The 25,998-nt window shown below is 49.3% G+C and carries 23 protein-coding genes; 20 read left to right on the top strand and 3 right to left on the bottom strand.

Annotated features, from left to right (window positions below):
- The first annotated feature begins 6 nt into the window (after positions 1 to 6).
- The 12 genes from KE531_03590 (at position 7) to KE531_03535 (ending at position 12,373) form a co-directional block, all read left to right on the top strand.
- Positions 7 to 1,038: a cytidylate kinase-like family protein gene (locus KE531_03590; protein ID MBR9952710.1), complete on the top strand. Its 1,032-nt coding sequence runs from the start codon at positions 7 to 9 to the stop codon at positions 1,036 to 1,038.
- Between the two features lie 160 nt (positions 1,039 to 1,198).
- Positions 1,199 to 1,546, top strand: coding sequence for a nucleotidyltransferase domain-containing protein (locus KE531_03585; protein ID MBR9952709.1), 348 nt, complete (start codon positions 1,199 to 1,201; stop codon positions 1,544 to 1,546).
- A 273-nt stretch (positions 1,547 to 1,819) separates the two neighbouring features.
- A complete protein-coding gene (locus KE531_03580; protein ID MBR9952708.1) occupies positions 1,820 to 2,341 on the top strand; it encodes a nitroreductase in 522 nt (173 codons plus the stop codon).
- Positions 2,342 to 2,657: 316 nt separating this feature from the next.
- Entirely contained in the window at positions 2,658 to 3,758 is a 1,101-nt protein-coding gene (locus KE531_03575; GenBank protein ID MBR9952707.1) for an NAD/NADP octopine/nopaline dehydrogenase family protein, read from the top strand.
- A 98-nt stretch (positions 3,759 to 3,856) separates the two neighbouring features.
- Positions 3,857 to 5,491 (top strand): hypothetical protein, encoded by a 1,635-nt coding sequence (locus tag KE531_03570; protein MBR9952706.1) that lies wholly within the window; start codon positions 3,857 to 3,859, stop codon positions 5,489 to 5,491.
- 139 nt (positions 5,492 to 5,630) lie between these two features.
- Positions 5,631 to 6,548, top strand: coding sequence for an ABC transporter permease (locus tag KE531_03565; GenBank protein MBR9952705.1), 918 nt, complete (start codon positions 5,631 to 5,633; stop codon positions 6,546 to 6,548).
- A gap of 15 nt (positions 6,549 to 6,563) precedes the next feature.
- Complete coding sequence (locus KE531_03560; GenBank protein MBR9952704.1) at positions 6,564 to 7,397, top strand: ABC transporter permease; 834 nt, start codon at positions 6,564 to 6,566, stop codon at positions 7,395 to 7,397.
- Between the two features lies 1 nt (position 7,398).
- A complete protein-coding gene (locus KE531_03555) occupies positions 7,399 to 8,379 on the top strand; it encodes an ABC transporter ATP-binding protein (GenBank protein ID MBR9952703.1) in 981 nt (326 codons plus the stop codon).
- 11 nt (positions 8,380 to 8,390) lie between these two features.
- Positions 8,391 to 9,359 carry an ABC transporter ATP-binding protein gene (locus KE531_03550; protein ID MBR9952702.1) on the top strand — a complete coding sequence of 323 codons (969 nt, stop codon included), beginning with the start codon at positions 8,391 to 8,393 and terminating at the stop codon, positions 9,357 to 9,359.
- A gap of 121 nt (positions 9,360 to 9,480) precedes the next feature.
- The gene (locus tag KE531_03545; GenBank protein MBR9952701.1) at positions 9,481 to 10,134 is read left to right on the top strand and encodes a transcriptional regulator; all 654 of its coding nucleotides are present in this window, start codon (positions 9,481 to 9,483) and stop codon (positions 10,132 to 10,134) included.
- A gap of 26 nt (positions 10,135 to 10,160) precedes the next feature.
- The gene (locus KE531_03540) at positions 10,161 to 11,384 is read left to right on the top strand and encodes a mandelate racemase/muconate lactonizing enzyme family protein (protein MBR9952700.1); all 1,224 of its coding nucleotides are present in this window, start codon (positions 10,161 to 10,163) and stop codon (positions 11,382 to 11,384) included.
- A gap of 14 nt (positions 11,385 to 11,398) precedes the next feature.
- Entirely contained in the window at positions 11,399 to 12,373 is a 975-nt protein-coding gene (locus tag KE531_03535) for a hypothetical protein (protein MBR9952699.1), read from the top strand.
- 52 nt (positions 12,374 to 12,425) lie between these two features.
- Here the strand turns inward: KE531_03535 and KE531_03530 are convergent, their stop codons facing one another.
- Positions 12,426 to 13,412, bottom strand: coding sequence for a LysR family transcriptional regulator (locus tag KE531_03530; GenBank protein ID MBR9952698.1), 987 nt, complete (start codon positions 13,410 to 13,412; stop codon positions 12,426 to 12,428).
- A 178-nt stretch (positions 13,413 to 13,590) separates the two neighbouring features.
- Between KE531_03530 and KE531_03525 the strand changes: the two genes are divergently transcribed.
- Genes KE531_03525 through KE531_03510 form a run of 4 tightly spaced genes read left to right on the top strand, consistent with a single transcriptional unit; the run spans position 13,591 to position 17,750 of the window.
- Positions 13,591 to 14,883, top strand: coding sequence for a GntP family permease (locus KE531_03525; GenBank protein MBR9952697.1), 1,293 nt, complete (start codon positions 13,591 to 13,593; stop codon positions 14,881 to 14,883).
- Positions 14,884 to 14,902: 19 nt separating this feature from the next.
- Positions 14,903 to 15,775, top strand: a complete 873-nt coding sequence (locus KE531_03520; GenBank protein ID MBR9952696.1) for a cytosolic protein — start codon at positions 14,903 to 14,905, stop codon at positions 15,773 to 15,775.
- Between the two features lie 13 nt (positions 15,776 to 15,788).
- Positions 15,789 to 17,432, top strand: a complete 1,644-nt coding sequence (locus KE531_03515) for a dihydroxy-acid dehydratase (GenBank protein MBR9952695.1) — start codon at positions 15,789 to 15,791, stop codon at positions 17,430 to 17,432.
- Positions 17,433 to 17,456: 24 nt separating this feature from the next.
- Positions 17,457 to 17,750: a hypothetical protein gene (locus tag KE531_03510; protein ID MBR9952694.1), complete on the top strand. Its 294-nt coding sequence runs from the start codon at positions 17,457 to 17,459 to the stop codon at positions 17,748 to 17,750.
- A gap of 74 nt (positions 17,751 to 17,824) precedes the next feature.
- On the opposite strand, the gene KE531_03505 is transcribed toward KE531_03510, so the two are convergent.
- Both KE531_03505 and KE531_03500 read right to left on the bottom strand, forming a co-directional pair.
- The gene (locus KE531_03505) at positions 17,825 to 18,445 is read right to left on the bottom strand and encodes a TetR/AcrR family transcriptional regulator (GenBank protein MBR9952693.1); all 621 of its coding nucleotides are present in this window, start codon (positions 18,443 to 18,445) and stop codon (positions 17,825 to 17,827) included.
- Complete coding sequence (locus KE531_03500) at positions 18,414 to 19,682, bottom strand: cation:proton antiporter (protein ID MBR9952692.1); 1,269 nt, start codon at positions 19,680 to 19,682, stop codon at positions 18,414 to 18,416. The genes KE531_03505 and KE531_03500 overlap by 32 nt, the downstream gene beginning before the upstream one ends.
- 288 nt (positions 19,683 to 19,970) lie before the next feature.
- On the opposite strand from KE531_03500, the gene spo0A reads away from it, so the two are divergent.
- The 4 genes from spo0A (at position 19,971) to ppdK (ending at position 25,683) form a co-directional block, all read left to right on the top strand.
- Entirely contained in the window at positions 19,971 to 20,780 is an 810-nt protein-coding gene (gene spo0A / locus KE531_03495) for a sporulation transcription factor Spo0A (GenBank protein MBR9952691.1), read from the top strand.
- An 89-nt stretch (positions 20,781 to 20,869) separates the two neighbouring features.
- The gene (gene glgA, locus KE531_03490; GenBank protein ID MBR9952690.1) at positions 20,870 to 22,315 is read left to right on the top strand and encodes a glycogen synthase GlgA; all 1,446 of its coding nucleotides are present in this window, start codon (positions 20,870 to 20,872) and stop codon (positions 22,313 to 22,315) included.
- Positions 22,316 to 22,369: 54 nt separating this feature from the next.
- A complete protein-coding gene (locus tag KE531_03485) occupies positions 22,370 to 22,828 on the top strand; it encodes a divergent PAP2 family protein (GenBank protein MBR9952689.1) in 459 nt (152 codons plus the stop codon).
- Between the two features lie 224 nt (positions 22,829 to 23,052).
- The gene (gene ppdK, locus KE531_03480) at positions 23,053 to 25,683 is read left to right on the top strand and encodes a pyruvate, phosphate dikinase (protein ID MBR9952688.1); all 2,631 of its coding nucleotides are present in this window, start codon (positions 23,053 to 23,055) and stop codon (positions 25,681 to 25,683) included.
- Positions 25,684 to 25,998 lie beyond the last annotated feature (315 nt).

Raw genomic sequence — 25,998 nt, 5'->3', positions numbered from 1 at the left:
GGTCATATGTCAATCAATCGTGACGAAATCAAAGAGCTGGCAGAGCATATTTATGATCTGGACGCTGAGGTTTACTGCCATCTTGGCTCCTCCCTCGGCCGTGTTTTCAATCGTGACAGGGAGCGGTGCGTCAATGAGCTGACGGATCTTCTGCTCACAAGGCCCCAGGGAAACCTGGTGAGAAGCGAGCTGGCGTTAATCGCCAACATGGCCCGCACCATCGAGGACAAGGAGGAGCGGAAGCTCTGCATGACCGAGTACAACAGGATCATCAACGCGGTCATGGAGCTTCCCACGAGCTTTGCCGGCGGCGATGTCATCGACCCGAAGCTTGCAAGCCTCAATGCCTTCAACCTGAAAAACAGGTTTGCCGGCGGCGAGCACCTGATTATCTGCATCAGCTGGACGTACGGCAGCGGCGGAATTGACGTGGGCTTTAAGCTGTCCGACAAGCTTCACATCAATTTTTACGACAAGGAAATTTTCGAGGCCGTTTTAAAGCGGCTCGACGCGGAAAAAGACTCTGTCCAGGAAAAGGCCGGCTACGGCCATGTCCATGAGGAGATCAACAAAAGCCCGGCGGAGGCCTTCCTTCCGGAAAAGAGGCTGACATTAAAACAGAGGATACGGGAATTCAGCCGCTATCACGGGCTTCCGAAGCAGGACGCCGTCTTCTTTAACTTGAGCGACCTGGTCTGCGAAAAGGCGAAGACCGAGGATTTTATCCTCATGGGCCGCTGCGGCGACGCCATCATGACAAACAACAACATCCCCCACATCAGCATTTACCTGACGGCGCCTTTTGAACAGCGGGTGCACCGCACCATCGAGGTCAACAGCGGCTTAGACGAGAAGAAGGCGCGCCGCTTCCTTCACCGCCTGGATCACGAGCACGCCAGATATTACAACTTCTATACAGGAAGGGCATGGGGCAATGCCAATAACTATGACCTTTGCATCAACACGGCGAGCTATGGGATCGACGGGACGGTGGACTTTATTTTGAGGATGATTGGGAGAGGGGAGAATGGTGGGTGATGCCTGCCGAAGAAAACACGCGCCATAATGCTGCAGAGGCAGATGGCGCGTGTTTTTTCTGTCCATGTGAAAGAAAAGGATATACAAAGAAGCCCGGAATGGCTATAATATTGAGTGAAAGACAGGAAGCGATATTGCTCTAAGGAAAGGACGCATATACATGGAACTCAGGACAGAAGAATGGATGAAGGTATATCATAAACTGGCAGAACAGCTGAAGATGATTTATCAGGATCATTTAAAAGCGGTGATTCTCTATGGATCCGCAGCAAGAGGCACAGCCACAGAAGATTCCGACATTGATATTATGGTTTTGGTAGATTTATCTCCGGACAGGCTGAAAGATTACGAAGAAAAGTTATGTGAAGTTTCAACGGATTTTGCACTTGAATATTTTAAAGTTTTTTCGATTGTTGATATCAGCTATCAGGAATATGAGGAATGGAAGCATATTCTGCCGTTTTATCAGAATGTATCCAGAGAAGGAGTAACATTGTATGCAGCATAAGCATCGGGATTTATCTCAATATCGTTTGCAGCGAGCCCCAAAAGCGTCATATTTAAGGGTATTGCTGCTCCCAATATGTGAATACACATAATTTAACTGTTTTTTGCCGCCCAAATATGATACAATATCCGCATAACCAAAGTGCTGTGCGGAAAAGACCGCGTCGGAATTTGCGTCATGCCGCATGCATGTTGGCAGATTTCGGCGCGTTTTTATGTCAGGGTAAACCATTCCCGCAGCATAGTCCGCAGAAAACAGAAAGGGGTATAAGTTATGAGCGATGTTTTGGAGAAAATGAAAACAAGAAGAAGTATCAGGAGCTTCAAGCCGGATATGGTTCCGAAGGAAATCCTGGAAAAAATCGTCGAGGCTGGCACCTACGCGGCCAGCGGCATGAACAATCAGAAGACAGTAATTGCGGCAGTGACAGATAAAGATCTGCGTGACCGTCTTTCCAGGATGAACGCCGGAATCATGGGATCGGACAAAGATCCGTTCTACGGTGCGCCAGTGGTGCTCATCGTCCTGGCAGATAAAAGCTGCGGCACGCGGGTTTACGACGGAAGCCTTGTGATGGGGAATCTGATGCTGGCAGCTCATGAGCTGGGAATCGGAAGCTGCTGGATCCACAGGGCGAAAGAAGAATTTGAGTCGCCGGAAGGAAAGGAGATCTTAAAGAGCCTGGGACTGGAAGGGGAGTACGAAGGCATCGGCCACTGCGTCTTAGGCTATGTGGACGGCGAATATCCCGGAATTCCGGAGCGGAAGCCGGGGAGAGTTGTCTGGGCGGAATAAGCAAAGGAAATTAAGAGGGTGTACAGGAATCCCGCAGGGGAGAAATGTACACCCCTTTTTGCATAGAAATAATGCTAAAAAATATTTTGTAAATTGAACATGGGCTTATAAATCATGGAAATAAGGACTATTTTGAATAAAAATGGAAATTATACGCTTAATCACATAACTTTTTTTTAGCAAAATAGAAGATATACTATTTACAAATAGTGCATAATGTGGTATTATTCGACTATAAAAAAGAAAAAACAGTATAAAATAACCATAAAACAAATAAAATAGAAAAATATTTTTTTGAAAAGAGGTGAATGCAAAAGTGGAAAAACAAAAAGTTTGTGTAATTGGATCTGGAAACGGTGCGTTTACTGTTGCGGCAAAACTTGCGCTGGCGAAATATAAGGTAATCCTATGGGATAGGGAAGAATTTAAAGAGAACCTGAATGCTCTTGGCGCTGAAAAAAGGATCTATATAGAAGAAGAGGAAGATTGCCAGTCTGTTTGCTTGTATCAAGTTACATGCAATTTAGAGGAAGCTTTGGAGGAAGCAGAAATTATTTTGGTGGTGATCCCATCATTTGCATTTCAGGTCACCGCACGAGATATGGCTCCTTATGTAAAAGAGGGGCAGTACATATTTCTATGCGCAGGAAGTACAGGAGGCGCTCTGGAATTTGCAAAGATTTTTCATGATGCCGGCGTATATGGGAAAGCAAGGCTGGGAGAATATTGTACACTTCCTTACGGGTGTAAAAAGACAGAGAAAAACAAAGTCAGGATTGCGACTTCTTTAAAGTATAATCTTTTTTCTGCTTTTCCGGCGAAGGAGAATCCGAAGGTATATCCAGTTGCCGCTTCTCTTTTTGAGAATGTACATCTGGCAAAGGATGTGATGGAGTGTTCCTTAAATAATGGTAATATTTTGAGCCATGGCCCGATTATGATTTTGAACGCCGCCCATACAGATGGTAATCCGGATAATTACCATTACAGGGATGGTATTACACCAGCAGTCGCCGACCTGCTTGACAGGATGGACGAAGAAAGAATGTCTGTCGGAGATGCATTAGGGCATCCTCGCGTTCCACTGGCAGAATCTTATGTACAGAAAGGATATTGCCCGCGTCTGGAGGTTACGACGTATAAAACCCTGAGAGGCAGCCGGGATTTCATGAGTTCGGCTGGCCCGACATCGTTAAACCACCGGTATATGACAGAAGATATTCCCTTTTCTGCGCTGCCGGTTGCAGTCATGGGAAAACAGATAGGAACCCCAACACCGCTTTTCGATGCGCTCATCACACTTGCCGGGGGACTGATGGGAGTTGATTACTGGAAAACAGGCAGAACGGCCGAGTGTTTAGGAATACAGGGAAAAGGAAAGGAGGAGATCATAAACTTCCTTCAGAACGGATACTAAAATCAGAGATTACTGGAATAGTTGACTGCTGTGGAGAAACAGGCTGTTTGGCCTGTTGCAATAACAAATTTACGATACCAAAGGAAAGGGGAAGAACTATGAGAAAATTGAAAAGAACTTTAGCATTGGCCTGCACGCTGGCGCTTGCCGGCAGTTCCTTATTCGGATGCGGCGGAAACCAGTCGTCAGAAGAAGAGACGGAAACAGCAGCAGTAGCTGAGGAAAAGACCGAGACAGAAGCTGCAGTTGAAACAGAAGATGAGGTGACGACGATCCGGATCGCATTTCCTGAAGAACCGGCTACCCTGGACACGATGCTAAATACCGTAGACAATGCAGTCCGTCTTGGGCAGCAGATCTTTGAATGTTTATATGTCTATGATGCGGGAATGAATCTTCAGCCGATGTTGGTGGAAAGTGATGAGGTATCGGAAGACGGGCTTACAGCTACCATGCATTTAAGGCAGGGGGTTTTGTTCCACAACGGGGAAGAGATGACTTCCGAGGATGTCAAGGCGTCGCTCGACCGCTGGATTGCCAACGGTGTGAGAGCCAGCCTGATCCGGGACTATGTAGATGAAATTGTTACAGATGGGGATTATACCGTCTCCATTAAATTCAATAAGCCCTACGGCCCGTGGAAAAACATTTTTGCCTTTTACTGCGGATGCTGCTACATTATTCCCAAAGAAGTGGCAGAGGCTGCAGGAAGTGAGGCGTTGAAAGAAGATCAGTACATTGGTACAGGCCCGTATAAGTTCGCGGAACACAGAAACGGGAACGCCTACATTTTTGAAAAATTTGATGAATATTCCGCACGTACAGAGGAGGCAAATGGCCCTGCCGGAAAACGTGAGGCTTTGGCCGATTATCTGGAATTTTATGTTGTGAAAGATGTCAATACCAGAACGACCGGTTTAAAGGCAGGCGACTATGATTATGCCTACATGTTAAGCGGAGATATGTTCGATTCGTTAAGCGGCGAGGAAAACATTGTAACGACTGTAAATGACGGCGCGATGAACGGCGTTGTGTTCCTCAACAATACGGCAGGTATTCTGGCAGATAATTATCCTCTTCGCCATGCCCTTCAGACAGCGATCAATTCAGAAGAAGTGCTTATGGCCGCTTTGGGTGCGGAAGAGCTTTACAGTCTTTGCCCGGAAATTTATCCGGAGGGATTCTTCTATCACAGTGGGATCGAATGTCAGGATTATAACCAGGGTGATCCGGAAAAAGCTGCGGAGATGGCAAAAGAAGCAGGATATAACGGAGAGGAAATCACGTTTTATGTAAACACGAATTATCAGAATTATGTAAATATGTGTACAGTCATCATTGAGCAGCTTAAAACTGCCGGGTTTAATATCAATGCTCAGTATTTGGAAGGAACGACCATGATGGAACAGAGAAAAGACCCGGAAAACTGGGATCTGTTTTTTACCCACATGTCCATGAACCCTCTGCCTCTCGTATATGATGTCATGAACACTTCCTATGCAGGCTGGTGGACAACCCCGGAGCGCAATGAATTATTCGATGCATTTGTGGCAGAAATGGACGATAATGCGAGACGGGAAATCTGGGGACAGATTCAGGAGCTGATTTATACACAGCTTCCGATCATTGATATTGGTCATTTCTTTGATTACGATGCGTATTCCGACCGGATGACGGGACTTCCGGAACAGGTCAACGTGTATCCTTACTTCTGGGGGGTAGAAATCCAGTAGAAAAAGAAATACCTGCGGGCGGTGGAAAACAGAAGCTGCCCGCAGGAAAAGATAGAAACCTGGTTTTCAGGCAGGGGACTATTTTGAAGAAGGGTGGGGAAATATTATGCTGCAATACACATTAAAGCGGTTGCTATCTATGATTCCAACGCTTTTTATTGTATCTCTTCTTATCTTTTTTATCATCCGGCTCATTCCGGGCGACCCGGCACGAGTTATGCTTGGTGATGCGGCACCGGAAGAGAAGGTGATTGCTCTTCAGGAGAAGTTAGGCCTTAATGAGCCCATATACAAACAATATTTTGTCTGGATTATGGATGCCTTAAAAGGCGATTTGGGAGATTCCATCATTCAGAGAAAGCCTGTGGTAGAGGTGATTTCTTCCAGGGTAGAGTGTAATTTGATTTTGGGTATTATGAGCAGCCTGATTATTATTCTGGTGTCCATACCGGTCGGTGTTGTCAGTGCTGTAAAGGCAAATACATGGACGGATCAGATTCTATCCAGCATCGCTATGTTTTTTGCGGCAGTACCGACATTTTGGCTTGGTCTGACGTTAATGCTGATGTTTGCAGTTGCCCTCCCGTTCTTTCCGTCGTCCGGTTTCTCATCGATTTTGGAAAGCGGGGATCTTTCAGATTTAAGATACCTGGTGCTGCCGGCAATCACAGTCGGAATTCCCAATACGGCAATCGTGATCAGGATGATCCGGTCGGGAATGCTGGATCTGATGAAAGAGGATTATGTCAGAACGGCGCGTTCCAAGGGACTTTCCAACATGGAGATCAATATCAAGCATGTATTCCGAAACTCTCTGATCAGCGTAGTTTCTTCTTTTGGCTTTATTTTTGCCGCGTTAATTTCCGGTTCTGTTATTACGGAAAACGTGTTTGCTCTGCCAGGATTAGGAAAATTATTAACGGACTCCATTCTTCAAAGGGATTATCCAACCGTACAGGGAGTAGCCCTGCTTTTGGCCCTGGTGTTTATGGTAATCAATTTCCTTGTGGACATTTCTTATGCAAAAATAGACCCCAGAGTCCGCTACAACGATTAACTGAGGAGGGGTGCTATGCTTAAAATATTAAAGAAGCGCAAAATTACATTGGGTGCACTGATATTTCTTCTCATAATTTTGGTATGCGCCCTGTTTGCCGGTATTTTGTCCCCATATGATCCAAACACACAGGAAATATCGGCAAGACTTACTTTTTTCAGGAGTGATCATCTGCTCGGCACCGATAATTTTGGAAGGGATATTCTGTCAAGAATTATTTATGGAAGTCAAATGAGTCTTTTGGGTGCATTGGGGATTGTGATTTTTTCTATGTCCTTAGGCTGCCTTCTCGGGTTGATTGCAGGATATATCCGTTCCATGGAAGCTGTTATTATGCGGCTTGTGGATTCGATGATGGTGTTCCCACCGATTCTTCTTGCGATGCTTTTCATTACAATCCTGGGTTCTGGTGTCATGAACGTCATCATTGCCGTTGGAATCTACTATACGACCCGAATGGCCCGTGTGATTTATGGATTGACCCTGAAACTGAAGGCGGAGGTTTATATTACGGCCTGCCGGTCTCAGGGAGCGGGGACAATACGGATTTTATGCCGCCATATTCTTCCGAACCTGATTTCTCCAATCATTGTCCAGGCGACGTTTACATTTTCTGGGGCCTTACTCCAGCTTGCATCCTTGGATTACCTGGGACTTGGAATTCCGAGAGAGATCCCGACATGGGGAAATATGCTGAATGAAGGAAGCCAATTTATGACGAACGCACCGTGGATCGTTATCTACCCAGGGCTTGCCATTGTGCTCACTGTACTGGCAGTCAATATGCTCGGTGATGTGCTGCGTGACAACGCGGATCCCAAATTCCGGGATTTGATGAAGGAGGGCTGATATGGGTGATGTAATCTTAAAAGTAGAAGATCTTCATGTTACGTTTGCCACGGATCATGGAATTGTTACGGCGGTGCAGGGGATAGGATTTTCCCTTCACAAAGGCGAGACACTTTGTATCGTCGGGGAGTCAGGAAGCGGAAAATCTGTTACCTGCCTTGCAATTATGGGACTTCTCCCCAAGCCCGGTGGACGCATTGCTGGAGGAAAAGTCGAGTTTGCCGGCCGTGACATCACGAATCTGGATGACAAGGAAATGCAAAAAATACGTGGAAATCGAATATCCATGATTTTTCAGGAGCCTATGACTGCCCTGAATCCGGTATATACAATCGGATATCAGATTAACGAGGTGCTGATCCGCCATAAAGGGATGAAGAAAAAACAGGCGACGGAGTATGCTGTTCATCTGTTGGAAAAAGTGGGGATCACGGAAGCGTCCAGACGGATTAAGCAGTTTCCTCATGAACTGAGCGGCGGTCTACGGCAGCGCGTCATGATCGCCATAGCTCTGGCATGCAACCCGGATATCCTGATTGCAGACGAGCCAACGACTGCATTAGACGTTACGGTTCAGGCGCAGATTTTGGAACTTCTTTCTTCTTTAAAAAAGGAATTCAATACGTCTATTATTTTTATTACTCATGATATGGGTGTGGTGTCCCAGGTGGCGGACACGATTATGGTTATGTACGGAGGAATGAAGGTGGAAGAAAACAGTGCAGATGCATTTTTTAAAAATCCGGTGCATCCATATACCGTAGGGCTTTTAAATTGTATTCCCCAGATTTCTTTGGACGATAAAGTTCTGACACAGATACCAGGGGTTATTCCCCATCTGTGGGACATGCCTGCCGGATGCCATTTTAATAATCGCTGTGTATATGCCATGGAAAGCTGCCGTCAGTCTGTTCCGGCATTTCGTGAGATAGAGCCGGGACATTATGCGGCATGCCACATGCTGAAAGGGGGAGGAGCTTAATGGATGCGGTTTTGGATCAGAAGAATAAAGAAGTTTTAGTCCATGCAGAGAATCTGAACAAAACATATTATGTCAAAACCGGTTTTTTGAAAAAGACGCCCCTTTGTGCAGTCAACAATATTTCTCTGGATATTTATAGAGGAGAGACCTTAGGACTTGTCGGAGAATCCGGATGTGGTAAAAGCACGACAGGGTTCATGCTTCTTTCCTTATTAAAACTGACAAGCGGGCAGGTTTTTTTTGAAGGGGATCGGATTGACCATCTATCTGATGCAAGGTTGAAAAAGTACAGAGCAAAAATGCAGATGATTTTTCAGGATCCGTATGCGTCTCTGGATCCGCGGCTGCGGGTTTTAAATGCGGTGGCAGAGCCGTTGGAGATTTATCACCGCATTAGAAATTCCGGCGAGAAAAAAGAGATCGTCGGGGAACTTTTAGAATCTGTCGGTTTAAGGGCAGATGATATGAATAAATTCCCTTATGAATTTAGCGGCGGCCAGAGACAGCGGATCTGCATTGCGCGTGCGCTGGCACTGGAACCAAGCTTTATTGTGGCGGATGAGTCGGTTTCGGCTCTGGATGTGTCAATTCAGGCGCAGATCCTGGCTCTTCTGACAGAGATTAAGAAAAAGAAAAATCTGACGTATCTCTTCATTTCCCATGATTTAGCGGTCATCAAATACATTTGTGACCGGATTGTCGTCATGTATCTCGGAAAGATTGTAGAGATTGGTTTAAAGAAGCAGCTTTTTTCCAAACCGCTCCACCCCTATACGCAGGCACTTTTGGAATCTGTCCCGAGTATTGGGAAAAAAAACGGCGCCTCCGCTCTTCAGGGAGAAGTTCCGAGCGCACTGAACCCGCCGTCCGGATGCGTATTCCACACAAGATGCCCGCATGCGACCGCGCAGTGCCGGGAAAAAGAACCTTTGCTGCATGACACAGACGGCCGGCAGGTGGCCTGCTGGCTATATACATAAAAAATATTTATGTTATAATTCAGATATACGTTAATGATAAAGCAGCCGGCATTTCCATTGCGTATATCGGAGACGTCTGATTATGGAACATGGCTGTGAAGCTGCAGAAGGGTGGAAAGGAATGCGTAATTTAGCCGAAGAAAAAAACTTTTTTATTACCATGTTTGACATGCTGGAGGCACATTTTGGAGCAGATGTGGAGCTTGTCCTGCATGATTTGACAAATGAATACGAACATTCCATCGTGGATATCCGCAATGGGCATATTACAGGAAGAAAAATCGGGGACTGTGGCGATGACCTGGGACTTGAGGTTTTAAGCGGTTCAACAGATGACGGTAACTCGTATAATGAAATTCTGCGTACGGAAGACGGGAAAATCCTGCGCTGCTCTACCATTTTTATCTATGGGGACGACGGTGCTGTGATTGGGAGCATCTGTATCAACCAGGACATTACCCGCACGCTGGCGATGGAAGAATACCTTCGGGCACACATCAATAAAAGCAGTACGGAGGCAAAAGAAACATTCACAAAAGATGTGAACACGCTTCTGACAAACCTGATTGAAGATGCTCACCGGCATGTTGGAAAAGAGCCGGAAGATATGACGAAAGAGGACAAACAGGAATTCATCCGCTATCTTGATGAGCGGGGGGCGTTCCTTATTACAAAGTCGGGAACCAGAGTATGCAATTATTTAAGTATCTCAAAATATACGCTGTATAATTACCGGGATATCGGCCGCGAGCTTGTGGTTCAGGAGGCTGACTAGGTAAACAGGCGGGAAAAGGAGTCATAATGAAGATTACAGATATCAAAGCAACACCGGTTGCAGTTCCTTTAAAGCCATCGAAAACAAAATCGAAAATGAGAAAAGGGCCGAACGCTGTGATCGCCGTTATTGTACAGGTGTTTACGGATGAAGGCTATATGGGGATAGGAGAGACACCGGCAGTCCTGGGACTGGATCTGTCCAGTGCAATCGTAAATTCAGCCAAACCGATTTTGGTTGGAGAGGATTGCGCGAACATCAATCTGTTGATGAAACGGCTTTATGTACAATACAACGCCAATCATCTGCATATCCATACGGCAAGCTGGGCCTTTTCTGGAATTGAACTGGCGCTTTGGGATATTATGGCTCAAAAGGCGGGAATGCCGCTTTACCAGATCTGGGGCGGTGCGTTCCGAAGCCGCGTGGAAATTATCGGCGTCATCGAGAGACAGGAGAGCGCCGGGATGAAGGAGATGGCGCGGCAGATGGTGGCAGAGGGCTATCGTACCCTCTATACAAAAATCGGAATGGATCCTGAGGATGACATCCGGGCGATTGCCGCCATGCGGGAAGGTGCTCCGGAGCCGCATGTAAAAATCTGTGGAGATGCCAATCAAGCCTGGTCTACGGGTGAGGCAATTAGTATTATCCGGCGCATGGAGCCGTATGGGATCGGATGGATCGAGCAGCCAGTTATGATGTATAATCTGGATGCTTTGAAGCATGTGAGGAGTCATGTGAATGTGCCGATCCTGGGTCATGAGTCAAACTGGACCATGTATGATCTCGTGAATGTGATAAAAAAAGACTGTGTCGACTATGTGAAACTCGATGGGCGGTTCGATGCCGGATATAATGGCGTCCGCATCAGCGCAGGCATGGCGGAAGCAGCCGGAATTCAGTGCGTACATCATTCCTTCTTCCAGCTTGGGATTGCGCTTGCAGGCAGCCTGCATGTGATGGCCTCCTGCCCCAATTTTTCCATGGCATGTTCGATGTCCGAATATCGCAGCATGCTGGATGACGTAATCGAAGGCGGGCCGCTCCAGATGAAGCAGAGCCCATATATGGATGTCCCGCAGGGGATTGGGCTTGGGGTAAAGCTTGACGAAGAAAAGCTTCAAAAATATCATGAGTATTACGTCAGGGAAATCCTGGAGCCTGGCTATGAGCGTGAAACGGAAAATCCATACTATACGGCGATGTTTATGCGGCCTTACTTAAGGGATACCTACGGTTCCAGATAAGGGGGGAAGCGCTTATGAACAGGATTGCAGAACGGATACAGAGTCAGGGCATGCTTCCGGTAGTGCGCGCAGCATGTGCAGAGCAAGCCGTGGAGACAGCCAAGACCTTGGCCCAGGAAAATTTTCATGTGATAGAGATTCCCAGTACCTGTCCGGATGTACAGGATATTTTAAAGGCATTATCTTTTTGCTGTCCGCAAACAGAATATGGCTGTTCCATGATATCAGATACAAAACAGCTCCATATGGCTCTGGAATCCGGAGCGCGGTTCGTTTTTATCAATGCCACGGATAAAGAGGTAATTGACGAAGCGGTGAAAACAGAGGCGGCCGTATTTCCCGTGGCAGGAACCATGTCGGAAATTGATGCCGCAGTGAGAAGGGGATTTGACCGGATCAGCATTTCGCCGATTAACTTTATTGGAGGGCCGGATTTTGTGCTGAAGCTAAAACGGAAATATCCGGGAATCCGGTTTATGCCGCGCGGAGGAATTGCATCAGAGACAGTGGAGGACTATCTGTCATTTGGCAATGTTTTTGCGTGTGCCGGGAGCTGGCTGGCGCCGAGGGACCTCATGGAAAAAGGGGCCTGGGAGGCACTGCGGATCCGAGCGCAGGAAGCCGTCTACGCTATGATGGGCTTTCAGATAGAAAGCGTGGATATTGAGAGTACCGAAACAGCGGTACAGGATATATACAGGTTTCAGGAAATTTTCCATCTGAGCGCGGAAACAGGCGTTTTAAAATCGGTTGGAGGATTCCTTAATTTTACAAAAGAAAGCTTTCCAAAGGAGACAAAAGTACGCCTTACGCTCAGTACCAATCATATAAAAAGATCTGTGGCATATCTCGAAAGCAAGGGATACCTATTTATAAAAGAAACAGCTCCGGTTGATGAAAATGGCCGATATCCCTATATCTATTTCAGCGACCCCATAGGTGGGATTTCTGTAAGGCTCCTGCAAAAAGACAGCAGGAAGGAACAGTAAATGTATGACCGTGAGAGAGGAGATTTCTATTCTCCCTTCTTACGGTCTTTTCTCATCCCCCCAACACCACCTCATCCATATACCTCTCCGCCTCCTCATTCTGTCTCCCCATCTCCCTCTCCAAAAGCCGGATAAAATACTTCATATACCCGGTCAAGTGGAGATCCCTGTGGTACACAAGCTGGACGCTCAAAGAGCTTTTAAAATTCTGGATCGGAAACACAAGGAGCCGTTTCTCCCAGGGGAGCGTCATGTTCATGGACTTCACCTGGCTGACCGCAATGGCAGGGCAGACCGTAACCATCGTATTTTTCGCGCAGAGGGCAAAGTGTGTCTCATAATCGCTGATGGAGATGGAATTTTTCAGATAGATATTCTGACGGCTTAAGGCGTTGACGATCATCTGCCTGGTTGTGCTTTCCGGCAGGCAGAGAAGAAATGGGACATCCTGGAAGCTGGCGAGGTCGACGCCGTCCTTGCAGCCGGAAAGCGCCTCCTCAGACAGTTCACTGAAAAGCAGCCGGAAGGTATCCGCAGAAAAAACACAGAACAGGGGATTTTCACAGATAAAATGGGAGGCAAGCAGCGGTTGGACAATGGTATCCACACCGAGGAACATGTCGAGCCGCCCGTTTAAAAGGAGAGACTGCATGGAGCGCGTCTCGTTGAGACGGATGTTTAACTCCACATGGGGGAAGCGTCTGTGAAAGTCCGGATAAATCTCCGGAAGCAGGATCCTGGCCCTGGTGGCATTGATCCCGAAGGTAAACACGCCGCGTTCCTCCCCGGAAAGTTCGCAAAAATCGTTTTCCAGGTTCGTTTCGATCAGTTTCATATTCTGAACCGCAGCCAGCAGGACGGCGCCGTATTCCGTCAGGGAAAGCCGCGGCTTCCTGTAAAACAGCGGAACGCCGTACTGCTGTTCCAGCCGCTTGATGTGGTCGCTTAAGCACTGCTGCGTTACATAGGCCCTCTGGGCTGCCTTGCTGAAATTCAGTTCTTCTGCCGCAATCAAAAACAGCTCAAAGCCCTGCTGCATATAAATTCCCCCTTACAGACAAAATTCCCGGCTCCTGCACTTAATTATAGCACAAAAAACGACAAAAAGGCACAAGTCCTGACTTGTCTCCAACTGTATCTTATATTGTTTTACTTCGGCGTAAAAACTATGTATTCTGAAGAAAAAGGTATTATTTTTTCAGAAAGGGGACTTGTCTATGAACGTAATGCTGATACCTGTTTTTATCTGCCTTTTCAGTTTCCTGGCGTATAAGAAATGGAGCCCGATCCTTTTGGGGCCGGCCATGGCGCTTTTGCTCGTCATCGTTTGTCAGATGCCGGTTTTAGACGCCATGCTCGGGCCGTATCTGGAATCCTCGGCCAGCTTCGTAAAGTCAAATTTCTTCGTCTTTTTCCTGGGCGCGATTTTCGGCGGGATTATGGAGGTCACGAACGCGGCAAAATCCATTGCCGTCTGGATGTCCGGCTGGACGAAAGGAAAATTTGTCCTTCCCTTAATCATGACAATCACCGGAATCCTGGCTTTCGGTGGCGTCAGCGGCTTTGTGGTGTACTTCGCCATGTACCCGATTGCCCTTCATCTCTGCAAGGAAGCGAACATTTCCAGAGCTTTAATCCCCGGTGCCATAGCAGCCGGCTGCTGGACATGGGCCATGACGGCGCCCGGTTCCCCGGCCGTCCCGAATGTCCTTGCGATGAAGGCCCTTGGGACGAGTTCTACGGCTGATTTTGCCGGCGGCTTCCTTTTCGCCGGCGTAATCCAGTACATCATGGTTTTTGCCTATCTGGAATGGCAGAAAAACGTCTATGCGAAAAAAGGTCTCGGTTTTGTGACGGATGCCTATGTGGAAGAGGAGATGAAAAAAGGACAGGATAAGGCCCTTCCGAACCCGGTTCTCGCTCTGGTTCCTCTGCTCGTGATTATCGTCCTTTTCAACGTCCTGCACCTTGCCGTGGAGATGGCACTGCTGGCAGGAGTCCTTTTGGGCATGATTCTTTTGTGGAAATACGGCGGAAATGCCGGAGAGTGGCTTCAGATCTGCAACAAGGGCGCTAACAATTCGGCAACTGTAATCTTAAATACAGCCATGGTTGTGGGCTTTGCCGGTGTTATGAAGGAGACAGCCGCATTCTCAGCCCTGGTGGATGGACTCGGAAGTATTTCCATGAACCCGCTTATCTATGTGGCCGTGACCTCCGGTCTCTGTTCGGCCGCTGCTGCGTCTGCTTCCGGCGGAATGGGCGTGGCATTAGAAGCTTTTAAAGACACGTATTTATCTTTGGGAATCGCGCCGGAAGTCATCCATCGGATTGCCGTCATTGCCGGCGGAACCTTCGATTCCCTGCCCCATACGGGCGGCCAGATTACACTTTTAAACATTTGCCGCCAGAGCCATAAAGAGGCGTACATCCACATGTTCATGACAGAATGCGTGATCCCGTTAATCACTGTGGCGCTTCTGATCGTATGGCACAGCCTTGGATTCTAAAATAGGAGGTATCACAAAAATGACAGAATTATGGAGCGGTGCCTATGACCTTCATGTCCATTCGGCGCCAGATGTGGTAAAAAGAAGATTTTCCGATATTGAGCTTGCAAAGCGGTACCAGGCAGCCGGAATGAAGGGCTATGCCATTAAAAACCACCAGCTCTGCACAGCGGGGCGGGCAGCCCTGATCCGGGAAATGTTCCCGGGCTTTTCCGCCATCGGAACCGTTACCTTAAACAACGCCATGGGCGGCCTGAATCCCATGGCCGTGGAGATGGCAGGCCGCATGGGCGCAAAAATCTGCTGGTTTCCCACGGTGGATTCAAAAAATGAATACGATTTCCTGAATAGAAATCAGGATGCGCCTCAGCCGTACGGCGCCGTCGCCGACAACCAGACACTAAAAAGAGAGCGGATTTCCATATTCGATGGTGAAAAAATCAAGCCGGTGGTGTATGATATCCTTGAGATCCTGAAAGCGCATGACATGGTGCTGGCGACGGGGCACCTCTCGCCAAAGGAGTCCCTGGCACTTATAAAAGCGGCCAGCGAAAGAAAGCTTGAGAAAATGGTTGTGACCCATTGCGACTATCCGGCCACGTTTATGCCTGTTGAAATGCAGAAGGAATGCGCGCGGTACGGGGCATTTATCGAACATAATTATCTCCAGATTGCTACCGGAGAATCAAGCTGGGAGCTGGCGCTCTCTGAGATCAATGCCATTGGCCCGGAGCACACCATTGTATCCAGCGACGGCGGCCAGACTACATCCATCCCGCCGGATGAAGCCATTATGGCCTGGTGCAGAAAGCTTGCCGAAACCGGATATCCGGAGCGGGAGATCCGCCGCATCGTCTCGGAAAATACCGCATTTCTTGCAGAAAGCTTATAAGGAGGAATATCATATGCCGCACATTGATGAAAATGCCGAGGCCTATTACATGGGCCTTATGAACGCCGCCGGTTTCCGTGATAAGGACATCCGGAAGCCGATCATTGGAATCGTAAATTCCTGGAACGATGTAAACCCGGGCCACAAACCGTTAAAAGAGCTGGCTCAGTATGTGAAGGAAGGCGTCTGGGCAGCCGGCGGTACGCCAGCGGAATTCTGTGTCCCGGCGCCCTGCGACGGGATGGCGCAGCTTCGCGGCATGCAGTACATTCTGCCTTCAAGGGATTTGATAGCCGGGGCCGTGGAGGCCATGTGTGGCGCCCACCATTTTGACGGTCTGGTTTTCCTATGCGCCTGCGATAAAATCGTGCCGGGAATGTTAATGGCGGCCGCTTCCATTGATGTGCCGAGCATCTTTCTGACGCCCGGTTCCATGCTTCCTTACGAGGAAAATGGTGAGACCTTTGTGACGCCGGATTTAAAAGAAGCCATCGGAAGTTTCCGCGCCGGTACCGTCGACGAAGAAACCTTCGGAAGATACAAGCAGAACATCTGTTCCTCCTGCGGTACCTGTTCCATGTACGGGACGGCCAACACCATGTGCGTATTTGCCGAGGCCATCGGTATCTGCCCGCCGGACTCCGCGACGATCCCCTTCTGCGCCTCCGCTAAATTTAAGCAGGCGCGGGACGTGGGCGAGCGGATCATGGAGCTGGTGCGGGAAGGAAAGACCACCAGGACATTCATTACGAAAAAGTCCCTGGAAAACGGCATTCGCCACGTATCGGCCACCGGCGGTTCCAGCAATTTCGTCATGCATGTGCTAGCTATCGCAAAATGTGCCGGAATCCCTCTGGATTTAAAAGAATTCGATGAAATCCAGAAAGATGTGCCGGTCATCGCAAAATTCAAACCTTCGTCGAAATACAACCTGATCGACTACGGAAAGGCCGGCGGCTCCGGCGCCTCCTTAAAAACCATCCGGGAATATCTCCACACCGATGTCCCCGTTGTCATGGGAGGTACCCTTGGGGAGTATCTGGATCAGTACCACCGGGCCATCGACAGGGAAGTGATCCATACGGCTGATGATCCGCTCCATGCTGACGGCTGTTTTTCCGTCCTTTACGGGAACCTGGCCCCCAAAGGCGCCGTCGTCAAAAAAAGCGGCGTGGATCCGTCCATGTATTACCACCGCGGCCCGGCCGTGGTCTTCGATTCGGAGGAAGAGGTCATGGACTGCCTGATGAATTCAGACATCCGTTCCGGTTCTGTCCTTGTGATCCGCTACGAAGGCCCCAAAGGCGGCCCAGGTATGCGGGAGCTTTCGATTCCTGCGGCGATGTTGGTGGGAATGGGGCTCCATAAATCCGTAGCCATGGTGACGGACGGCCGGTTTTCCGGCGCCTCCCGCGGGCCCTGCGTCGGCCATGTATCGCCGGAGGCCTGGGACATGGGCCCCATCGCCTGTTTAAGAAACGGCGACATCATCACTATCGACCTGGAAAACCATCTGCTTCAGGCGGAACTTTCCGATGAAGAAATAAGCGAGCGGCTAAAGCATGTAAAGCGTCCGCAGCACGACGCTCCCGGGATTCTCAAAAAATACAGGAAAATGGCCGACGGTGCAGACGAAGGCGCCGCCTGGCTCTACTAAAACCCCACAAGGAGGAATCCCCACATGAAAAAATTCGCATTCATCTTAATGGCCCCGGCCTACGACCCTCAAAAGCACCAGTGCCGCTTTGAAAAAGGCCAGTCCGTGACCTGCATCTTCACTGTCCGGAGCTTTGAGGAGGCAGAAAAAAAGGTTCTGGAGCTTTATAGAGACGGTTTTGGCGCCATCGAACTCTGCGGCGCCTTCGGAAAAGATAGGGCGGAAAAGCTCACGGAGCTTACCAACCACGAGGTAGCCATCGGCTATGTGGTGCATGAGCCGGAGTTAGATCCCCTGTTCGACAAGTTTTTTTCCTGAACCACTCCCCCGCAGCAGACTGCGGGGGTTCTGTATCCAGGGGCGAGAAATTTTTGCAGTATTCTGCTGTTTCATCAGGATTTCTTCACTGCAATCCCAAAAAGAACCATATCGAGGACTTCTTTGGAAACAGCCAGAAGGGAGCGGTAATCCGAGGCCGGACGGCCAGCCTGATACTGCTCCGTCAGATTCCAGAAAAAGGCCTCCACACACTCGAAGTACCGAATCACCTGCTCCTGGCTCAAATCAGGGCGAAGCGGGAGCCTGGATATGGCATGGTGCAGGAATTTAAGATTCATGTCCCGCACAGGGGCGCGGAGCGCGAGAATCTGTTCCTTTAAATGTTTTGGCGGATGGAGCATGGCATTTTCAAAGATCTTCTTATAATCCGGATGTATCCGGAAAAATTTTTCACGCATCAGAAAAAAATCCTGGACAGCTTCCAGGGGATCAGAACTGACTGGCTGCTCCTGCATATCAAGAAAGTCCCTGAGTTCCTGAAACATGCGCCCAATGCATAGAAGGAACAGTTCATCCTTTCCGGAATAATAATGGTACATCATGCCCTTGGATATCCCATGGCCGAAGCAGATGCTGTCCATGGTGACGGCGTCGTAGCCGCGGTCTCCAAACTCCTTCGCCGCGGCCTGCAAGATCTTTTCCCTACTGAGCTCCTGCCGTTCTTTCTGCGTCATGAAGAAACGTCTCCTTTCCTTCGGGCAGTTCTCCCGCCCATTCAAATCCCTTTTTCGCCATGATGACGGCGATAATCTCATTGATGACAGCCGCTGCGGCAATGGTACCCTGGATAACGGGCACGCATTCCGGCGCCGGTTCGCGAAGCACCGAGACGGCAATCCCTGTAAAAATAAGGGAAACGCCGGAATGGGGAAGAAGCGTGAGTCCAAGGTACCTGCGGACAGTTTTGGGCGCATGGGTAATGGCCGCCCCAAACCAGGCTCCGCCGTATTTCCCGACAGCCCGGGAAAGAATGTAGACGGCCGTATAAACACCGGCGCCCAGGACAAGATGGTAATCCAAGGGAGCGCCGAGATTCAGAATCATGACAATCAGGCAGAATCCAATAACCGGGGTCATGAATTTCATGATTCCGGCGAGCTGCCGTTCAGAAATCATATTGGCGAACACCGTGGAAAAGCCCATGCCGATCAACAGGAAATTGAGGGTTGGCGACGGCAGAACCATGTAATTCAAGTACAGTCCGATGATGGAAGAAAATAAGAGCATAGAGGCCAGGATTAAAAGGGAGCTTCTGGTATCCTTCCTCTTTTGGAGCATTTTTCCGGTCAAAAAGCCGGTGGCAATACCGATAAGCACAGGCAGGAAAACAAGGAAAAGAATGAAAAAAACGGAAACCTGTTCTGTGGAAACATGGGCGGACACCAGGGCTATTACAACAAAAAATACAAGGGCACCCACCAGATCATCCAGAGCGGCCATGGGAATGAGCGCATTTGTGACAGGGCCCGAAGCTTTCATCTCATTGACAATGGAAAGAGACGGGGCCGGAGCCGTAGCCAGAGCAATGCCCCCAAACATAAAAGCCAGATAGACAGGAAGTCCGGCAAAATGAAACAGCACCGCGAACACCAGGCTTACAACAAAAAATGTCCCCAGAGATTCGGTGACAGTCGTTATCAGAATCTGCTTGCCCGTGTGCTTTAGATTCCCCCACAGAAGTTCCGTGCCGATCATCAGGCCGACCGTACACTCCAGAATACTCTCGGTTATGCGGTACCAGCCGGAATCAAGCAGGGAATCACTTAAAAGATTGAAGGCATGAGGGCCGAGGGCCATTCCGGCAATCAGCCAGCCAAGAATGGCAGGGAGCTTAAGTTTGGCCGTCAGCTTTCCTGCCGCAAAGGCAAAAATGATTGCTGCCGCCAGCTTTAACATATCTGTAATCCACATAAAAAACCACTTCTTTCTGATAAAATTAACTGCATCCGCAAAAACAGACGAAACCGTCTGCAAATATAAAATACCATAAACAGACGAAATCGTCTACAAAAATATTGTGAAATTTTTTTGAACCCTCAATCCAAAACACTGTCGCACGCTGTCGAAATTTGCGACCGAATCACATTGCGCCTCCGTTCCCAAAGATACTATAATTGAACTACACGTTCCCGTCTTTTGGGAGAAAATGGAAAACGGGAGCGAGGCAACATTTTTTGTGACAGTTCAGGAGGGAGAATTATGGCAGAACTGAATATTGCGATTGCGGATGACAGCAGACAGACCTTGAAGCTGCTTGATGAAATACTAGAGAAAGAAGAAGGAATCCACGTAGTAGGAAAGGCCGACAATGGCGAAGATGCGTACAACATGATCGTGCGAACAAATCCTGATATTGTCCTGATGGATGTGATCATGCCGAAAATGGATGGAATTTCTGTGATGGAAAAAGTAAAAAACAACACGCAGATGAAGGGAAGCCCGTCCTTTATCATGATAACGGCCGCCAGCAGCCAGTATGTGACAGAGGACGCCTTCCGTCTCGGTGCAAACTACTATATCATGAAGCCCTTTAACCGGGACGTGATCCTCGATAAAATCTGGCGTGTCGGAAACAGCAGGAACCGCGCCGCTTCGTCACTCCAGGCGCCGGAGCGGAAGGTGCAGCCCTACGTGGACAAAGCAGCCTACATGGAGCAGAACCTGGAGACCGACGTGACCCAGATGCTCCATGAGATCGGGATCCCAGCGCATATTAAGGGCTACCAGTATCTCCGCGATGCCATCATCATGTCCGTCCAGGATGCGGAAATGCTTTCCTCTGTCACAAAGATCCTGTATCCGACCATTGCAAAAAAGCACCAGACGACGCCGAGCCGCGTGGAGCGTGCCATCCGCCATGCCATTGAGGTGGCATGGAGCCGCGGGAAGATGGACACCATCAACGACCTTTTCGGCTACACGGTCAGCAACGGGAAGGGAAAACCGACCAATTCCGAATTTGTGGCCCTGATTGCAGACAAGATCCGCCTGGATTACAAGAGGATTTAAAGAAATTTTTTGGGCACCCACTTTCTAATTCCATGGGAATGTGCTATACTGGTATCATGGTGAGAAATACCGAAGGATGGGGGTTCAAAATGAAAAAAGTATTGTTTATTGCATCAGAAGCAGTTCCCTTCATAAAAACAGGCGGTCTGGCTGACGTTGTCGGCTCCCTGCCGAAATGTTTTGACAAGAGATACTTTGATGTGAGGGTTATGATCCCGAAATATCTCTGCATCAAAGAAGTATTCCGCAACCAGATGACCTACATCGACCATTTTTACATGGATTACCTTGGCCAGAGCCGCTATGTGGGAATTCTCCAATATGTCTACGAAGGGATCACCTTCTACTTTATCGACAACGAGAGCTATTTCTGGGGCGAAAAGCCCTACGGCGACTGGTACTATGACCTGGAGAAGTTTTCCTTCTTCTGCCAGGCTTCCTTATCGGCGCTTCCTGTGATCGGATGGCAGCCGGACGTGGTTCACTGCCACGACTGGCAGACCGGCCTGATCCCCGTATATCTGAAAGACCGTTTCCATGAAGGCGAATTTTTCCGGAACATGAAGACCGTCATGACGATCCACAACCTGAAATTCCAGGGCGTGTGGGACGTAAAAACCATCAAGCGATTCTCCGGGCTTCCGGATTACTATTTCACGCCGGATAAGCTGGAGGCCTATAAAGACGGCAACATGTTAAAAGGCGGCCTTGTCTATGCGGACGCCATTACTACCGTCAGCGATACGTATGCCGAAGAAATCAAGACGCCGTTTTACGGCGAGGGCTTAGACGGCCTCATGCGTGCGCGTTCCGGCGACCTGCGCGGAATCGTAAACGGCATCGACTACGACGAATTCAACCCGGAGACAGACTCCTATATTGTCCAGAACTATAACGCCCGCACCTTCCGCAAGGAAAAGATCAAGAACAAGAGGGCGCTCCAGGAAGAACTTGGACTTGAGAGGGACGATAAGAAGTTCATGATCGGCATCGTTTCCCGCCTTACGGACCAGAAGGGCTTTGACCTGATCCAGTGCGTCATGGACGAAATCTGCTCCGAGGATGTTCAGCTTGTGGTTCTTGGAACCGGCGAAGACCGGTATGAAAATATGTTCCGCCATTATGAGTGGAAATATAACGGCAGGGTTTCGGCGCAGATTTACTATTCCGAGCCGATGTCCCACAAGATCTATGCGTCCTGCGACGCGTTCCTGATGCCGTCCCTTTTTGAGCCCTGCGGCTTAAGTCAGCTTATGGCGCTCCGCTACGGCACGGTGCCGATTGTCCGCGAGACCGGCGGCCTGAAGGACACCGTATGGCCCTACAATGAGTACGAGGGGACGGGAACCGGATTTTCCTTTGCGAACTATAACGCCCATGAGATGTTAAATATCATCCGCTATGCAAAATATATCTATTACGACAAAAAGCGGGAATGGAACAAGATCATCGACCGCGGCATGGCAGTTGACTTTTCCTGGAATGCTTCTGCAAAGAAGTACCAGGAGCTTTATGACTGGCTGATCGGCTATTGATTCTGTCCATGCACGACGGCATAAGGCAGCAGAGGAGAAGGACAGGAGAAAACCATGAATATTTGGAACGAGATACTGGGGAACAGGGTGTTAGTCTGCTCTGTGGCCGGCTGGACCGTGGCGCAGGTGTTAAAGACAATCATCGACGTAGTCTTAAACCGCTCCTTTAACCCGGAGCGCCTGGTGGGTTCCGGCGGGATGCCCAGCTCCCATTCGGCGACGGTGTGTGCCCTGACGACGGCATCGGGCCTCGAATACGGAGTGGGGAGCTTTGAATTCGCCATAAGCTTCGTGATTGCCATGGTAGTCATGTACGACGCCATGGGAGTCCGGCGGGAGACGGGAAAGCAGGCAAGGCTTTTAAACAGCCTGTTTTCAGAAAATATCCTGAACCTGGATGGCTTTATCATCCAGGAAAGGCTAAAGGAGTACGTTGGCCACACGCCGGTGCAGGTGGCGGCCGGTGCGATTCTCGGGATCGGAATGGCATTCGGCATCCTTGCCCTGTATTAAAGAAGAAAAGTTATAAAACTTTTACAGAGGGATGTTGCAATATTTGGCAACATCCCTTATAATATTACCAGACCGTTTTCGGGCTTTTGTTTTTGTGTGCCAAATTTTGTCCTGTGTTCTTCTGGCAGCGAAGAACAGGGCGCACGGCGCAGACGGGAAGCGGGAAAATGGAAAAACCATGAGACGTAGACAGGCTCTACAAATTATAGGAGGAAAAAGAACTTATGGCAAAATGGGTTTATAAGTTTGAAGAAGGCAGTGCTGCAATGAGAAACCTTCTCGGCGGCAAGGGCTGCAACCTGGCTGAGATGACAAATCTTGGCATGCCGATTCCGCAGGGCTTCACGGTAACGACCGAAGCCTGCACCGAGTACTACAACAGCGGCAAGCAGATTACCCAGGAGATCCAGGATCAGATCTTCGAGGCTTTAAAATGGCTTGAGGGCGTAAACGGAAAGAAATTCGGCGATACCGAGGATCCGCTGCTGGTTTCCGTTCGTTCCGGTGCCCGTGCATCCATGCCCGGCATGATGGACACAATCTTAAACCTTGGTCTCAACGACGTAGCCGTTGAGGGCTTCGCAAAGAAGACAGGCAATCCGAGATTCGCATACGATTCTTACAGAAGATTTATTCAGATGTACTCCGACGTCGTTATGGAAGTTCCGAAGTCTTACTTCGAGAAGATCATCGACGAGATGAAAGAGGCAAAGGGCGTACATTACGATACCGAGCTGACCGCAGACGACTTAAAGGAACTGGCTGAGAAGTTCAAGGCTGTTTACAAAGAGGCCATGAACGGCGAAGAGTTCCCGCAGGAGCCGAAGGAGCAGTTAATGGGTGCCGTTAAGGCCGTATTCCGTTCTTGGGACAACCCGCGTGCCATCGTTTACCGCCGTATGAACGACATCCCGGGCGACTGGGGAACTGCCGTAAACGTACAGACTATGGTATTCGGAAACAAGGGAAATACTTCCGGTACAGGCGTTGCCTTCACACGCAATCCCTCTACTGGTGCAAAGGGAATCTTCGGTGAGTACCTGATCAACGCACAGGGCGAGGACGTTGTTGCCGGTGTCCGCACACCGCAGCCGATCTCCCAGCTTGAGAAGGACATGCCGGACTGCTACGCTCAGTTCATGGATCTTGCCATGAAGCTTGAGAACCATTTCCACGACATGCAGGATATGGAGTTTACCATCGAGGAAGGCAAGCTCTATTTCTTACAGACAAGAAACGGCAAGAGAACGGCTCCGGCCGCTATTCAGATTGCCTGCGATTTAGTAGATGAAGGACAGATCACTCCGGAAGAGGCTGTTTGCAGAATCGAAGCAAAATCCCTGGATCAGCTTCTTCACCCGACCTTCGATCCGGCTGCATTAAAGGCTGGCGAAGTCATCGGTTCTGCTCTTCCGGCATCCCCGGGCGCTGCTGCCGGTAAGGTTTACTTCACCGCAGAGGAAGCCAAGGCTGCTCACGAGAAGGGCGAGAGAGTTGTTCTTGTCCGCCTTGAGACATCCCCGGAGGATATCGAGGGCATGCATGCATCCGAGGGTATCCTGACCGTCCGCGGCGGTATGACCTCCCACGCAGCCGTTGTTGCACGCGGTATGGGAACCTGCTGCGTATCCGGATGCGGCGAAATCAAAATCAATGAGGAAGAGAAATACTTCGAGCTTGGCGGATATACCTTCCATGAGGGCGATTACATCTCCTTAGACGGTACCACCGGCAAGATTTACAAGGGCGACATCAAGACCCAGGAAGCTTCCGTAGGCGGAAACTTCAAGAGAATCATGGACTGGGCAGACCAGTTCAGAACCTTAAAGGTTCGCACCAACGCTGACAACCCGGCTGATACGGCTAACGCTGTGAAGCTTGGCGCAGAGGGTATCGGCCTTTGCCGTACCGAGCATATGTTCTTTGAGCCGGACAGAATCCCGAAGATCCGCAAGATGATCCTTTCCGAGACTGTCGAGGCCAGAGAGGCTGCATTAAACGAGCTGCTTCCGTTCCAGAAGGGCGACTTCAAGGCTATGTACAAGGCCCTGGAAGGAAAGCCAATGACCGTTCGTTACCTGGATCCGCCGCTTCATGAGTTCGTTCCGAAGACAGATGAGGAGATCGCTGATCTGGCTAAGGATATGGGACTTACCTTCGAGCATGTAAAACAGGTTTGCGACGATCTTCACGAGTTCAACCCGATGATGGGCCACCGCGGATGCCGTCTTGCTGTCACCTATCCGGAGATCGCAAAGATGCAGACACGTGCCGTTATGGAGGCTGCTATCGAGGTTAAGGAAGAGTGCGGCTATGACATCATTCCGGAGATCATGATCCCGCTTACCGGCGAGAAGAAAGAGCTCAAGTTCGTTAAGGACATCGTTGTTGAGACGGCAGAGCAGGTTAAGAAAGAAAAGAATTCCGACATGCAGTACCACATCGGTACCATGATCGAGATCCCGCGTGCAGCCCTGACGGCCGGCGAGATCGCTGAAGAAGCAGAGTTCTTCTCCTTCGGTACCAACGACCTGACCCAGATGACCTTCGGCTTCTCCCGTGATGATGCCGGCAAGTTCCTGGATGCTTACTACAAGGCTAAGATCTATGAGTCCGATCCGTTCGCAAGACTGGATCAGACAGGCGTAGGCCGTCTTGTTGAGCTGGCAGTGAAGGAAGGCCGCGCAACACGTCCGGATCTGAAGTGCGGTATCTGCGGCGAGCACGGCGGAGATCCGTCTTCCGTTGAGTTCTGCCATAAGGTAGGCTTAAACTATGTATCCTGCTCCCCGTTCCGTGTGCCGATTGCAAGGTTGGCTGCGGCCCAGGCTGCTATCAAGAACCCCCGCAAGTAAGAGTTCTGTCATTCACCATTGGATTTGATGAAGCGCAAACCTTCTATAAATCCCATGGATACGGCATAAAACCGTCAAAATGGCATGATTTGACCGTGGAGGTTTATATCTAATCGCCAAAACCCCCGTACATTCCCAATTGGGCAATGTGCGGGGGTTTTTTGTTGTTATTTTGGGCTGTTTGTACAAATCTAAACGGGAACGCAAAAATGTATTCTGATTTCAAAAATACATTTTGTCCATGCTCGCTGCTATTTTCACAGCAGCCAATTCCGTAATTTTGGACGAATTCAGCTTTCAGTAAAGGAGGCCATT

It is taken from the genome of Eubacteriaceae bacterium Marseille-Q4139 (genome assembly GCA_018223415.1).
Taxonomy (GTDB): Bacteria; Bacillota; Clostridia; order Lachnospirales; family Lachnospiraceae; genus CABSIM01.
The sequence above is the reverse complement of the archived record's forward strand: the minus strand, read 5'-3'. Positions and strand labels throughout refer to the sequence as shown.